Annotated in this window: 13 protein-coding genes and 2 pseudogenes; 5 read left to right on the plus strand and 10 right to left on the minus strand. The window is 59.4% G+C overall.

Annotated features, from left to right (window positions below):
• Positions 1-269: 269 nt before the first annotated feature.
• The 6 genes and pseudogenes from AC0L30_RS41215 to istA all read right to left on the minus strand — a co-directional run bounded on the left by AC0L30_RS41215 (position 270) and on the right by istA (position 4334).
• Positions 270-575, minus strand: coding sequence for a DUF3768 domain-containing protein (locus tag AC0L30_RS41215; protein ID WP_473406656.1), 306 nt, complete (start codon positions 573-575; stop codon positions 270-272).
• A gap of 26 nt (positions 576-601) precedes the next feature.
• Entirely contained in the window at positions 602-1141 is a 540-nt protein-coding gene (locus AC0L30_RS41220; protein WP_473406667.1) for a type 1 periplasmic-binding domain-containing protein, read from the minus strand.
• Between the two features lie 209 nt (positions 1142-1350).
• Positions 1351-1578 (minus strand): hypothetical protein, encoded by a 228-nt coding sequence (locus AC0L30_RS41225; RefSeq protein WP_473406657.1) that lies wholly within the window; start codon positions 1576-1578, stop codon positions 1351-1353.
• Positions 1579-1623: 45 nt separating this feature from the next.
• A complete protein-coding gene (locus tag AC0L30_RS41230; RefSeq protein WP_473406658.1) occupies positions 1624-1785 on the minus strand; it encodes a hypothetical protein in 162 nt (53 codons plus the stop codon).
• Positions 1786-2034: 249 nt separating this feature from the next.
• Complete coding sequence (gene istB, locus AC0L30_RS41235) at positions 2035-2778, minus strand: IS21-like element helper ATPase IstB (RefSeq protein ID WP_473406659.1); 744 nt, start codon at positions 2776-2778, stop codon at positions 2035-2037.
• 13 nt (positions 2779-2791) lie between these two features.
• Positions 2792-4334, minus strand: a pseudogene (istA, locus tag AC0L30_RS41240) (IS21 family transposase).
• Positions 4335-5522: 1188 nt separating this feature from the next.
• Between istA and AC0L30_RS41245 the strand changes: the two are divergent.
• Positions 5523-5834, plus strand: coding sequence for a hypothetical protein (locus AC0L30_RS41245; RefSeq protein ID WP_473406660.1), 312 nt, complete (start codon positions 5523-5525; stop codon positions 5832-5834).
• Between the two features lie 226 nt (positions 5835-6060).
• On the opposite strand, the gene AC0L30_RS41250 is transcribed toward AC0L30_RS41245, so the two are convergent.
• A complete protein-coding gene (locus AC0L30_RS41250) occupies positions 6061-6234 on the minus strand; it encodes a hypothetical protein (RefSeq protein WP_473406661.1) in 174 nt (57 codons plus the stop codon).
• Between the two features lie 467 nt (positions 6235-6701).
• Between AC0L30_RS41250 and AC0L30_RS41255 the strand changes: the two genes are divergently transcribed.
• From AC0L30_RS41255 to ftsZ, 4 genes are all read left to right on the plus strand, one after another.
• The gene (locus AC0L30_RS41255; protein ID WP_473406662.1) at positions 6702-7079 is read left to right on the plus strand and encodes a septum site-determining protein MinC; all 378 of its coding nucleotides are present in this window, start codon (positions 6702-6704) and stop codon (positions 7077-7079) included.
• Positions 7080-7098: 19 nt separating this feature from the next.
• Positions 7099-7914 carry a septum site-determining protein MinD gene (gene minD, locus AC0L30_RS41260; protein ID WP_473406663.1) on the plus strand — a complete coding sequence of 272 codons (816 nt, stop codon included), beginning with the start codon at positions 7099-7101 and terminating at the stop codon, positions 7912-7914.
• Positions 7911-8192: a cell division topological specificity factor MinE gene (minE, locus tag AC0L30_RS41265; RefSeq protein WP_473256427.1), complete on the plus strand. Its 282-nt coding sequence runs from the start codon at positions 7911-7913 to the stop codon at positions 8190-8192. Before minD ends, minE begins: the two co-directional genes overlap by 4 nt.
• A 496-nt stretch (positions 8193-8688) precedes the next feature.
• On the plus strand, positions 8689-9954 hold the full coding sequence (gene ftsZ / locus AC0L30_RS41270) for a cell division protein FtsZ (RefSeq protein ID WP_473406664.1): 1266 nt from the start codon (positions 8689-8691) through the stop codon (positions 9952-9954).
• Positions 9955-10216: 262 nt separating this feature from the next.
• On the opposite strand, the gene AC0L30_RS41275 is transcribed toward ftsZ, so the two are convergent.
• The 3 genes and pseudogenes from AC0L30_RS41275 to AC0L30_RS41285 all read right to left on the minus strand — a co-directional run bounded on the left by AC0L30_RS41275 (position 10217) and on the right by AC0L30_RS41285 (position 13193).
• Positions 10217-10786, minus strand: a complete 570-nt coding sequence (locus AC0L30_RS41275; RefSeq protein WP_473406665.1) for a hypothetical protein — start codon at positions 10784-10786, stop codon at positions 10217-10219.
• A 139-nt stretch (positions 10787-10925) separates the two neighbouring features.
• A pseudogene (locus tag AC0L30_RS41280) lies at positions 10926-11825 on the minus strand (IS3 family transposase); the annotation flags it as partial.
• Complete coding sequence (locus tag AC0L30_RS41285; RefSeq protein ID WP_473406666.1) at positions 11826-13193, minus strand: IS110 family RNA-guided transposase; 1368 nt, start codon at positions 13191-13193, stop codon at positions 11826-11828.
• Positions 13194-13554: the final 361 nt, after the last annotated feature.

Below are 13554 nucleotides of genomic sequence, written 5' to 3' on the forward strand. Positions count from 1 at the left end.
CAGCACCCCGAGCCTACCGGCTCAAGGGGGGCAACGCCGACCTCTTCAGAAATTCAACAGAACCCGGGACATCCCCGGTACCCGACGTCACTCGGCTGCCGCCCCAAGCGAGTGAATCAGAAGAGCGTTTTGGGGCGGCGTTTGTGGACGCGTATTTCGCGGGGTCCGATCCCTGACAGGCTGTCGGCAATCTGACGCGTTATCGAAACAGAGCGAGCTTTGAGCGATGGTTCTCTTAGGTTTTGATGGCGATTGGTCGAGCCGACGCGTTACCACGCGGCATCCAGCTCAATGCTACCGAAATCGTGCTCTCCGGGCGGATCATTCCTCCAGGTGAAGTCGTCAAACGTGGGTACCAGCGCAGCAACGGGCCTGAATGGTGAAGCTGGTGACGCCCCGGACGTGATGAGGATGGTGCCGCCGAGTGGCGGAGGCGGTCGTTTAAGAGTCGCATGTTGATGGTGTCGGCCACGTGAGGTCTCCCGTCGATTGTTGGCTGCGCCAGTCGCGGCCGGTGGGGAGAATTCGAGGCTCGTAGCGTCTTGCGGGCTGGCACAGCGAGTTCCGCGTCGCATGGCGTGATGTCTTGGCGCTGCGGCAACTAACTCCCGCTCGACACGCCGGCACCTCGCATGCTTCGTATGTTGAGTTCTGCCGTGAAGTCCTGCTGGTCGGAACTTACTGGGAAGGTAGCGAGGATCTCACCGCCGGTCGGCTTCAGGTGCTCGGAAAAATACTTGAATTGGCCCTTGCTGTAGCCCGTGGTATCGTGAGTCATCACGAACTTCTTGCAGCCTTGCTTGGTCAGGAATTCGGCGGCCAGCCTGCCTTCGTTGATCATCGTGCCATAGACACGATGGACTTCCTTATAATCGTTGCCGTACGTGATCTCCGGTAGGATCGCTCCCCAGACTACGACCGGCAGCCCGAAGCGCGCATAGGTGCCGACGGTCGCGATGCCCACGGCGGAGCAGTAATGCGTCGCGCCGGCGACGATGGAATTGTCGGACGCCGCCTTGGTCGCGACCTGCATACCGACATCTTGTCGCCTTTGATCGCAGCCAAAGCAACCTTCGCCTTGAATGCCGGAGAATGCGTCCGGCGGCTCTTCTTCGTCATCTTCGCTCCTGATTCGCGGCAAGAATCCTCGCCGCTGTCAGGCAGAAAATCCACTCAAGCTACTGTCCGAATTTGCCGGGCCAGCTCTCTGGCCATGGTTGCGCTTCGCTATGGGTTTGGCTGCTGGAGCCCGCAATGCGTTTTTTTTGGCGCTTTTGATGTTCTTGCACGTTTTTGGCGGGTTGCCAGACCGATAGCTTGACCCCAAGCGGTCGGCCTGAGGTCACGATCCTAAACCTCAAGCCCGATCAGGTGAAATCTCAATTGATCAACGCCATGATCAACGATGGAGGTCGACTGAAAAGTCTGAACGAGCCAACGAACAAAGAGCACCAGGAGCGGCTTCGAGCGAAAATCTCCAAAGCTCTGACGGCCATCGAGAAAATAACCAAAATCTGTCATCTGATCTAAAGCAATAAGCCAACGAACGCGCCGCGCCGGTTCGTCGTCACGCGGCATCGCCATTTTGCGGTGTGCGCTAGCGGCGTATAGGAGAGACCGTTCTTATTCGCTCGTCTGTTCCGGTACCCCCAGGAACTGTAGCGCGGTATCGACCTGCTCAAGCTGGCGTTGGATATCGCTCCGCTGATCGGGGTCTTCGGTGGCTCCAAGTCTTTCGAGGAGCTTTTCCTTTCGAGCAAGCAAGTTCTTGGTAACTGTCGTCACTCTTCGCCCTCCGCTGCTAAGATTGCCAGGTGTGATGAAATGCGCATTCCAGGGATGGTGATCAGGTGTTCCAGGCGATGGTGAGCACGGATTCCAGCGATCGTGATCAGGTGCGGAGGCGAACACGGCTGACGGGTTTATGTGTGCTGGAAATGGTCTCCTGGTCAAGGCTGGCGGGTTGGTTTGGAGATCGTCCGGCGGTCCATGGGAGGGGCCTGTGGGCCGGCGGGGCGATCGTGCGCGAGGTGCTCACGGTTTTTTCTTTTCGCCGGCCAGACGCCGCAGACTGTCGCCTTTGAGCTCGATGCGGTGCGCATTGTGAATGATGCGGTCCAATATCGCATCGCCGAGGGTGGGATCGGCAATGACGTCATGCCATTGCGACACGGGGACCTGACTTGTGATCAACAAGGATCCCTTGTCGTAGCGATCGTCGACGATCTCGAGCAGATCACGGCGCTGGTCGGCGGTGAGCGGTTCGGGTCCCCAGTCGTCGAGGATGAGGAGATTGACGCGGTCGAGCGCGGCGATCAGGCGCGCCAGACGGCCCTCGCCGCGTGCCTGGGCGAGATCGGCGAACAGGCGGGATGTTCGCTTGTAGAGGACGGAGAAGCCGTCGCGGCAGGCTTTGTTGCCGAGCGCACAGGCAAGCCAGGACTTGCCGGTGCCGGTTGGGCCGACAATGACCAGGTGGTTGCTGTCGCGGATCCATTGGCAGGTGCCAAGGTTCTGGAAGAGCGAACGATCGAGACCACGGGCGGTGCGATAGTCGACGTTCTCGATGGCGGCGGCTTGACGGAGCTTGGCACTGGTCAAGCGGCGCGTGAGGCGGCGGTTGTCGCGGGCGGTGACCTCGCGATCGACCAGGAGGCCGAGCCAATCGGCGTGCGGCATCTCGGCCGCCTCGGGATTGTTCTGCAGTTCGACGAAGGTATCGGCCATGGCGGCGAGGCCGAGGGCGCGCAAGCGATCGACGGTGGGGTGAATGAGCATGCTGATCTCCTGATCAATTGTCGTAATTGCGGCCGCGGATGTTGGCGTGGAAGAGGATGGGCGCCTCCTCGGCGGGAGGAGCAGTTCTGTCGGTGCCGTTCTTGAGGATCGCGGCGACCGATTTGTAGGAACGGGCGTTGAGCAGCAGGGCCCGGGCGCAGGCGGCGTCGACGCGTTCTTGGCCGTAGCGCTTGACCAGCCCGAGAATGCCGATCGCGGAGCGGAAGCCCTGTTCTGGATGCGGCCGCGACCGCAGGATGACGTCGATCAGCGTCTCCGCATCGGGGCCGACCTTGGTGGCTTCGGAACGAATGCGCTCATGGGTCCAGTCGCGATAGCGGCGATGCGAACTCGGCATATGCTCGGGAATCGTGGTCGGGCGATGCGGCAACGTGCTGCGCAGATGCGACGCCACCCGCTTGCCGCCGAGAAATATCTCGACGGTCTTTTGGGTGATGCGGGCCTCAACCTCCTGATGAACGAGGTTGTGAGGGACGCTGTAGTAATGCTTGGCGATCTCGACGTGATAATCGAGGTTGACCCGGCAGCGCTTCCACTCGGCATACTCGTATAGTTCATCCGGCAAGGGGGTGAGCGCCGGATGATCCAGCTCCTCGAACAGTTCGCGCCGACTTCGCCCCCAGCTCCGGAGAGGTCGATCGTTCAGCTCGGCAAGAAGCGCGTGGATCGCCTCATTGAGGGCGGCGAGCGAGAAGAAGCGGCGGTTGCGCAAGCGCGCCAGAATCCATCGACCGACGATTTGGACCCCGACTTCGACCTTGGCTTTGGTCCCTTGGCCGATACGGCCGTGCCGGAACGATGGCGGTGCGGTAATGGCGGGCGAGATCGGCATAGGTCCGGTTGACCATCGGTTCGTGAAAGCAGGCCCGGGTGATGCCGGCCTTCAGATTGTCGCTCACCGTCTGCCGGGCCACGCCGCCGAAATAGGAGAATGCCCGAACGTGCGAGGCGATCCAGTCCGGCAGGCTCTGGCTGAGGCTGGCTTCGGCATAGGTGTAGTTCGAGGCGCCGAGCACGGCGACGAAGATCTGCATGCTGCGCACCTCGCCGCTGAGCCCGTCAACCACCTCCATCGTATGGCCGGAATAGTCGACGAACAGCTTCTCGCCGGCGACATGGAGCTGGCGCAGGGTCGGCTTGAGGCGGCCGGCCCATTCCTTGTAGCGTTCGCAGAACCACGAATAGCTGAAGCTGTCGGAGCTTGCGTCGCAATACTCCTCCCACAACAGCATCAGCGTGACGTTCGGGCGCCGCAGCTCGCGATGCACGAGCGCCCAATCGGGCTGCGGACGCTCGTCGCTGGGCCGATCGGAGGGTGGTGGATACAGGCGGTTCTCGAGCCGGAGATCGTCATCCAGCTCCGGCGGCAACGGCCAGGTCAGGCCAGCCCGGCGGGTTCGATTCAGGTACTTGCTGACCGTGCCTTGGGCCAGGCCCAGGCTGCGGGCAACGGCGCGTTGCGACAACATGCCGACGCTGTAGTGCAGACGTAGAACTTCACGAATGTGGCGCATGGACAGTCTCTCGGTCGGCATCTCGATCCTCTGCGGTTAGGCAAAAGACCAAGCTACCCGGGTTGCAGACTGTCAGCGGTGCGCGCCTCCTGGTTGCCCCCGATCGCGATCGCTAGAAATAGCGATCACGATCGGCTGGAAATGGTGATCACGATGCTCTGGAATGGTGATCACTATGGCCTGGAATCGGTGATCACGATCGGCTGGAACGCGCATTGCTAACCATCCTGCCGTGCGTAGACTTCTTGAGCGACATCTAGCGGAACAAGACACCTTGCAATCTCAAACCGTGCTTTCCGCTGCTTGCAGAAGGCTCATCCTTCGATGAAACGTCGAGCCGACATCCATCCAGCTCACGTCCTACCGATCATGCGCTCTAAATTCACAGCTCTGGGGTCAAAAGCGGCATCATGACGGCTGAGCCGGGCGTCACTTTGCGAACGCAAGCATTCGGCAAGAACCGTCTGGACAATTGTCCTCGGCTTTGCCGCCGCAGCCGTTGATGCGGTGGAGCTGGCCTGACTCTGGGCATATTTTGGCATCATGACACTCAGTTCATCAAGGCCTCTGGCGGACGAGCATTCGAGCATGGCACAGCATAGGTCACGCGAGCGAGCCGCGCCGCGGCCCTGGCTGCCTCCCGGCGTCCATCAGGATGAGGATGCGCTGGACGCAATCATGGCGGTGCCCCTCCGTCCGGAAATCAGCGAACATATGGCACACCTGCGCCAGGGAATGGCCGAACAACATCCCTCCGAGCCGTGTGGAAGGGCCATTTGCTGATGTCGCCCTCCCTTCCGATTTGATGTCGCGCACCTTGTTGTCACGGCAGGTCTCTTGGCTCGCGGGCTCTTGCTGCTGTCTGGCTTTCCGACGCGGAGAGTTTGCGCCAGTGACTCTACCCTCTCCAAGGATTGGCGTGAATTATCGCCCCGGTTTGCAGCGCCATTTTCCACGCCGCCTCCTAGGCAACGATCATGCTCCACTGTGGTCCGGCGAAGACATGGATGAAGCAGCTGTTAATAACCTCTTCTGGTTCGATGTCGCATATCAAGCCGGCCGGCTACAGATCGATACGAAGTATAATCCAACCCAGGTCGCCTATGAGGTGAGCCGAGATGTTTGCATAGTGTTGCAACGGGAGCTGTTGCACACAATCCGCGAATTCGGAAAAGCCCCCCGACACCTTCAGCTATGAGTGAACAAAGTATGGAATCGCTGGCGAGAGTGAACACAAATGTGGTGTTAAAGAAAACGGAGAGCATCGATCTAGCGGACCAAAATCTCCCGAGCCTTATCCTGCGGCTCGCCATTCCATCTGTTGTTGGTTTGTCGAGTCACGCCTTGCAGCAGGTCGTCAACGCGATCTTCGTTGGCGCACTCGGCGCCCAAGCGATCGCAGCTGTCAGCATGACCTTGCCCATCATAGTCCTGCTCGCGGCAGTCGGACAGGGGATAGGTGTTGGAGCAGCTTCGTTCATATCGCGTCATCTCAAACGGAGCGGCCCTTTTCTAACTTAGCCTCTGGTCCCAAAACCGGGGTCCATTTCACTAGCGACCGCAAATAGGTTGGATTTTTCTTTCGGGGCAAATGATTGCGGGGTGGGTCTACCCTCCCTCCTGTTAATTCAGGCTTCCCAGCCGCACCCCGCATCCCGGCGCGGAGACAATCAAAGAATAATATAGCACATCCCGCGCGCGCCGCCTGATACCATTTGTCCAACGGCAATTCCCACTTCCTTGAATGCTAAGGGGTGAGCGCCCCAATCGCGGCGTCGGCCTCTTCTTCCTCCGCGAGGGCGTATTGCGGGCGGACATAGCCGCCACGGCAGCGGAACGGAGGTTTAGCCGGAGTGCCGAACAGATCGATCTGCCCGATCAGCTGCGCCAGTTCCGGTAGCGGTTCGCTCTCGCCGCGCACATACGGATTCGCACTGCGATCATGGTCCGCGTCGGTAGGAAAGTTCGGTCCTGATAAAGATCAGCCATCTCGAAGATGCATCCCGTTGGGAGGCCGCGCCGATCACCGAGCCATGACAAACGAATGGCCCTGCCAGATCACAAAACAATATTGTGAGCGCCTTCGCCCCTGCTTACCGTATCTCGGTTACAGAGGGCGCCGAGAAGGCAAACCCCAATTCCAGAACCGAGACGACGCTTCGGACGATCGTCGGCCGTGCCTTGTGCCTTCAGGCTCTCCGCATGTGGCTACGACGGCTATCCGCCAAAAGCTGAGAATTAGGGCAGTGGAGGCCATTCATACGCGAAGCAACTTCGTCACCTTAACGCACCGAAAGTAAAACCTTTCATCGCCGCCAACGCATTAACCAACTATTAACCAAGACCGGCGATCCTTAACCATTCAATAAGAACTATGAGCCGACCGCGATGGATGGGATTGCGAAGGCAACACGTCAATCTTTTCGGACGCGCAGCCGTTCTTACGTCGCGTTCATCCTTTGCCCGGTCGTTCCGATCGCAGCCCGGCTGGAAAACATAAACGCAGCCCGTGTGCTGGGTTCGGTCGCCACAGGTGCAGAGATCGTCGCCGGCGAGTCTATTCATGTTTACGGGCTGCTTCGCGGCCGTGAGATGGCGGGTCCAGCGGCAACGCCACAGCGGATGTTCTGTCAAAAGATTCAAGCCGAGTGGTTGGCCGTCAACGGCTACTACCAGGCCGCGCAAGAAATAGACGTCCCCTTGTGCAATCGTCCAGCACAGGCGTGTTTGGAAGACACTAGCATAAAGATAACGCCGTTAAGCTGATTCGGTTCGGGAGATAACAATGGCCAAAGTTCTGGTTGTGACGTCTGGCAAGGGCGGCGTCGGTAAGACGACGTCAACAGCTGCGCTCGGTGTGGCGCTGGCGCAAAGGGGCGAAAAAGTTGTCGTCATCGACTTTGACGTGGGTCTGCGGAATCTCGACCTTATAATGGGGGCGGAACGACGGGTCGTGTTTGACCTCATTAATGTGGTGCAGGGCGTTGCAAAGCTCTCGCAGGCACTCATTCGCGATAAACGAATAGAAACATTGTGGTTGCTTCCTGCATCGCAGACCAGGGACAAGGATGCCCTGACCGACGAAGGGGTTGGAAATATTATCGCTGACCTGCGGACCAAATTTGACTGGATTCTCTGCGACAGCCCGGCGGGTATCGAGCGAGGGGCGTTGCTCGCGATGCGCTATGCCGATGAGGCGGTCATCGTAACCAATCCCGAAGTTTCATCGGTGCGCGACTCCGACCGTATCATTGGGATGCTTGATTCAAAGACAGTCAAGGCCGAGCGGGGCGAACGAGTAGAGAAACATCTACTGATTACCCGGTATGATTCAGCGCGCGCATCGCGTGGCGAAATGCTCAGCATCGACGATATTCTTGAAATTCTCGCGACGCCGCTGCTCGGAATCATTCCGGAGAGCCGGAAGGTTCTATTAGCGTCGAACGTTGGGTCCCCGGTTACTCTGAACAACGCCGCCAGTGCGCCGGCCCGAGCTTACACAGACGCGGTGCGTCGACTGATGGGTGAGAACGTCACGATGATCGTGCCAGGCGAGCGCAAAAGCTTGATGAATCGTTTACTCGGACGGAGGGCCGCATGATCAATTTGCTAAGGCTCATTGGTGGCCGTACTGCTTCCGCGCCTGTTGCACGGGAGCGGTTGCAGATCCTTTTGGCGCACGAACGCGGTTTGCGCGGCCAGCCTGATTTGCTGGGATTGCTGCGGGCAGAGATCCTTGCTGTGGTATCGCGGCATATCGTGGTCGATCCAGAAAAGATCACCGTCAAGATGAACAGGGGCGGGCACGTGTCGACGCTTGAAGTCGATATTGCGGTACCTAACCGTGTCGAGAGATCAGTCGCGACCGCGGCTAAATGATCGCCGGCAGCCCAGCGCAATCGCTGGCCGAGGTTCAGATCAAAAGAACCGCGAAAACGTCTGAAATTGCTCGCTTTAGGAGTGACGTGGCCCCTGGAGTCATAACCAACCTAACTTAGCCTGCGGTTATCGCCCGGTCAGGATCAGTCGATTGCCGTCCGGTTCGCTCTGGGAGAACAGCCGATGTCGGTCGAGATGCTGACATATGCCGCTCTAGCTACCCGCCTTAAAATCTCGCTAAAGGCTCTCGTTCGCTCGCCAGGGGACGTAGGTTTTGGGCGACTGCCGAGATGATGGCAACTAAGGAGACGACGGCAAGGGTTGAAGGTGAGGTGGCGGCGCTGCCGACCGGGGCCGAGTTGCCGGTTCGACTGACAGATGGAAAAGTCGCGAGCCGACTGGGAGCATCTAACCGCGACATAGTGTAAGCAGACCGCAAGGCGCATGCAGGTAGCAAATCGTGCCCCTCATTCCTGTCGAGCACCGGGAGGTAAACATGACCAATATCACAGATATTCGCGAGATGAAGGCGCGCATTGTCGTATTTGGCGTTGGCGGCGCAGGCGGTAACGCCATCAACAACATGATCGCGGCCGGTCTGCAAGGCGTCGACTTCATCGTCGCCAATACCGACGCACAGGCGCTCACCATGTCGATGGCAGGGCGCGTCGTCCAGATGGGCACTCAGGTAACCGGAGGCCTTGGTGCTGGCTCGCAGCCCGAAGTGGGGCGCGCCGCAGCGGAAGAAGCAATCGATGAGATCCGTGACCATTTGACGGGCGCGCACATGGTATTTGTTACTGCCGGCATGGGCGGCGGTACCGGCACCGGGGCAGCGCCTATTGTCGCCAAGACCGCACGCGAGCTTGGCATTCTTACCATCGGTGTAGTCACTAAGCCATTCCACTTCGAGGGCCAACGCCGGATGCGCCTTGCCGACGCAGGCATCGCAGAGTTGCTCAAGGTCGTGGACACTCTACTGATCATCCCGAACCAAAACCTGTTTCGGATTGCCAACGAGAAGACCACGTTCACCAATGCCTTCGCTCTGGCCGATCAGGTGCTTTATTCAGGTGTGGCTTGCATCAGCGACCTTATCGTCAAGGAAGGTCTGATCAATCTCGATTTTGCCGACGTTCTCGCTATAATGCGCGAGAAGGGCAAGGCGATGATGGGCAGAGGCGAGGCTTCGGGCGAGAAGCGCGTGCTCAACGCTGCTGTGGCCGCGATCTCCAATCCCTTGATCGAGAATCCCTCGATCAAGCGCGCTAGTGGCCTCATAATCTCCATCACCGGCGGCAAGGACCTGTCGTTGTTCGAGGTTGACGAAGCCGCTACCCGCATTCGCGAAGAAGCCGACTCGGACGCCAACATCATCGTCGGCGCGTGTTTTGATGAAAGCCTCGAAGGTGTGGTCCGCGTTTCGGTGGTGGCGACCGGCATCGATAATCCCGATCCGAATTGCCAGACGCAACCGGCGGAGAGCTTACTCACAGAACTCGCCGGCAGGCTACGCAACGTCAGCCGTCACATCGCCGGCCGCATCGAGCGTAATGCACCGCTGCCGCGGCACTTAGAGAATCCGCCGGCTCTCCCAGCGGCCAACCACCCGCTAGGGCGGCCGGCAGACCCGAATGCGGAACATGCGCGCGATGCGGCTCCGGAAGGTCTGGATCCGTACGGCCGCTCCTCTCCTGCGCGATATTTTGTCGATGAAGACGTTCTCGCCATCCCGGCCCTCCTCCGCCGCAAGGCCAGCTGAGCGGACGCAACTCGCCTCTCAGGACGCTCTACAGAAAATAGCTCGGCTAAAAGTGGAAACTACCAGAGGTAGCTATCGAAATTCGATACGTAAGACTTGCTGCCTCAGAATGTGTCGAACGCGAGAGGTGTTGCTGCGAGGGGCGGCAACCGCGAGCCCGTGTGCTAGCGCCACTGTCGCACGGACCCTGTCGTTTCTGACAGGCGAGGAACCGCCAAGGTGTGGGCGGGCATGACCGCGACCAAAAAGACGAGGGCCGTGACTATGCCACGTTACTGCTTCGCGATTTTCCACAATAGAGAACGGGCGTCGAGACTGGAGCGCGATCGCTCTCCTGAATTTGGCGGTCCAATGGAGCGCCCGTGTCGCTCGGGATATCGCCAGCGATGTCGACCACGATTACGCTAGCGGCCCTGCGAAGCTCCTGCTCGATCTCGATGCGCCGCTCCTCATGCATGTCCATCTCTGGTGTGAGACAGTATGAAGCGCTGGGGTGATCTGCAAGGCCGCAACCTGACGCGACGTTCGGTTCGAACATTTCTCTAGGCGCGACTGTTGCGAGGCGATTACAGCAATTCGCGCGGTCGTTGTTAAGCTGCAGAGGCTTGGAATCAAGAGATGAGAGTAGAGCGCCGGGGGGTGAAGTGGATTTAGGATCTGGCGACAAGATGAAAGACATCATGGAAAATTGAACAAGCTCCGCGCCGATGCTGCGGATTTGGCCGTTATGAGCAGCCGAGCAAGCGACCCGCAAAAGCACGAACTCTTCCGACGCTTGGCAGATGAGCTCGCAATAGAGGCTCTTGTGCTTGAACAGGTCGTGAAGCGGCAAAGCACACGCTCAGCGCCGGTCCACATGGACAACGTGGTGCCCCTCACTGAAGGTCCTGAGCGGAACTGACCGCTTTTCCGAGCTGTGCGGATCCTGGAAATGGGCAATCTGAGCTGCTGCCGGTTTGATGGACACCCGGTTAAGCTAATCCCACCTTGCGCTCGAACTCAACTGGACTGACGTACCCGATCGTCGAATGACGGCGGACGCCGTTGTAGAACCGCTCGATATAGTCGAACACATCTGCCCTGGCCTCGTTCCTTGTGCGATAGGTCTTGCGCTCGATGCGTTCGGTCTTCAGCGACGAGAAGAAGCTCTCCATCGCCGCGTTGTCCCAGACGTTCCCGGATCGGCTCATGCTGCAAACAATGCCGCTGTCCGCCATCAGGCGCTGGAACTGTTCGCTGACGTATTGGCTGCCACGATCGGAGTGATGCATCAGGGCATCCGGCTTGCCACGCCGCCAGACGGCCATCAGAAGGGCGTCCGCAACCAGTTGGGCCGTCATGCTGGCGCTCATCGACCAACCGATCACCCGGCGCGAGAACAGGTCGATCACGGCCGCCACATAGAGCCAGCCCTCCGCGGTCCAGATATAGGTGAAGTCGGCGATCCACTTCTGGTTCGGACGCTCGGCCACGAACTGACGATCCAGAAGGTTCGCCGGCACGTTCGCTATCTGGCGATCGCCTTCGTCCTTCGGCAGGCGTCGGCGCCGCGGCCTTGCCCGCAAGGCCTGAACGCGCATCAGACGCTCGATCTGATGCAGACCGCAGTCGATGCCGTCCGCCAAAAGGTCTCTCCAGACACGCCGTGCGCCGTAAGTCCGGTCGCTGGCAACGAAGCTCGCCTTGACTTGCTGGCCTACTGTCTCGTCGCTTCGGGATCTGGCGCTGGGCGATCGGTTCAGCCAGGCATGGAAGCCCGACCGGGATACGCCCATTGCTTCGCATAGCCATGCCACCGGCCAGATGTTCCGGTGCTTCGCAATGAAGACGAACTTCATGTCGCTTCCTTCGCGAAGTAGGCAGCGGCCTTCCTAAGAAACAGCCGGATATGCGTCTCCCGGAATGGCTTGCAAGACGAAGCCCAGCGATTTGGCTCGCCGCTGAAGGTTGGCGAGTACACGGCTGCGATATTGCTTCTCATAGTGGTCCGCGCCCGGATCCTTGTAGCTCATCCCGTGCCGAAGGGTGTTGTAAAATAGGACCGCGATCTTGCGAGCGGTCGCCGTCACGGCCTTCGCCTTGCCCGCACGTGAGGACAGCCGACGATAGAATGCCCCGAGCGCCGTATCGCTTCGCCCAACCGTAGTGGCTGCCAGCCGCAACAGCGCGGCTGCTCGACTGGAGGACCTCCGTGTACGCGAGGACAGTACCTTACCACCAGAGACCTTGTTGCCAGGTGCGAGGCAGAGCCAGGAGGTGAAGTGCTTAGCGCTTGGCCATGCCTTCAGGTCCGTCCCGCACTCGCCGATGAGCTTCAATGCGAGTGACGGACCCAACCCATGGATCTCAGTCAAATCAACGCCGACCACGCCGTACAGCGCGGCTCTGACATCGAAGGTGGGCGCGTTGACCTGCTTGGTCTTGATGCGTGCTCTGGATAGCTTTGCGACAGGTTTTTCCGTTTTGGGGCTCAGCCCTGCGATTAGGACTTCGAGTTTGCGGTCGCAATCCAACATCTTTGCCTGATAGGTGTCGTAAAGTTCCAACGATTGAGTCAGGGCGAAGACATGTTCCTCCCGGTCGTTGCCAACCAGTGCTGCGCGGATTGTCTCAGTCGAAGAATGGCACCGGACGTCCCGGTAGGTTGCCAACACGTCGGGATTGCGCTCGCCTCCAACAATGGCGCGAATGATCCGCCTGCCCGTCGCACCGGTGATATCCGAGACGACATGATGGAGTTGGAGGTTCATCTCCATCAGGGCCTTCTGCATATGCTGGATGTGGGCGGCAGCATATTCCACAAGCCGCTCCCGCTGGCGCAGATAGGCCCGCAGGGTCGCAATCTCGGTATCAGGTCGGAAGCTGCCACGTAACAGGCCGTGGGAATGAAGCTGGCGCAACCACGCGGCATCACTCACATCGGTTTTGCGTCCGGGCACGTTCTTGGCGTACCGCGCATTGACCAGAATGACATCAAAGCCGCGCTGCTCTAGGATCTCGTAGACCGGGATCCAGTAGATCCCAGTCGATTCCATCGCAACACTGGTCACGCCGCAAGCCTTAAACCAGTCCGCCAGATCATGCAGGTCTGAAGTGAACGTCCCGAACGTGCGCACCGGGATGTCCACGCTGGCCGGGTTCACCGCGGCCATGTGCATCTTCGAACCAATGTCGATGGCTGCGGCACCAGAGTTGACCGGCTTCAACTCCGGGCGGTTATCAGTCGTCGTCTTGGGCATAGCATCCTCCCTTCAATCGTGAGCAGGAGGGTCTGGGTTATGCCAATCGTCATCTTCCTAATCGGGATCGTCGCCGGAGCGGCGTCACCACTCTCAAGCCCGCATGAACCCATGGACCACGTTTTTTAACGGGGATTGCGCCTCCAATAAGCTGACGGCCGCTACCCTCCCTGCCGCAGAGAATAGCACAAGGCCGTTTCTACCCCGCGCAGGCGTGCAACGGCTCTGGACAGTTTTTTAGGATGTCCCGCTCCGCCTTCAGCTTGGTGACCTCGCGCCTCAGCGTACGCATACGACGAAGGCCGCCTGATTGACACATGCGCGCGAGCGCGGCGAGTTCTACGATGGCGTTGCGTGAAGG

The sequence above is a fragment of the Bradyrhizobium sp. MI1.11 genome (assembly GCF_055811255.1).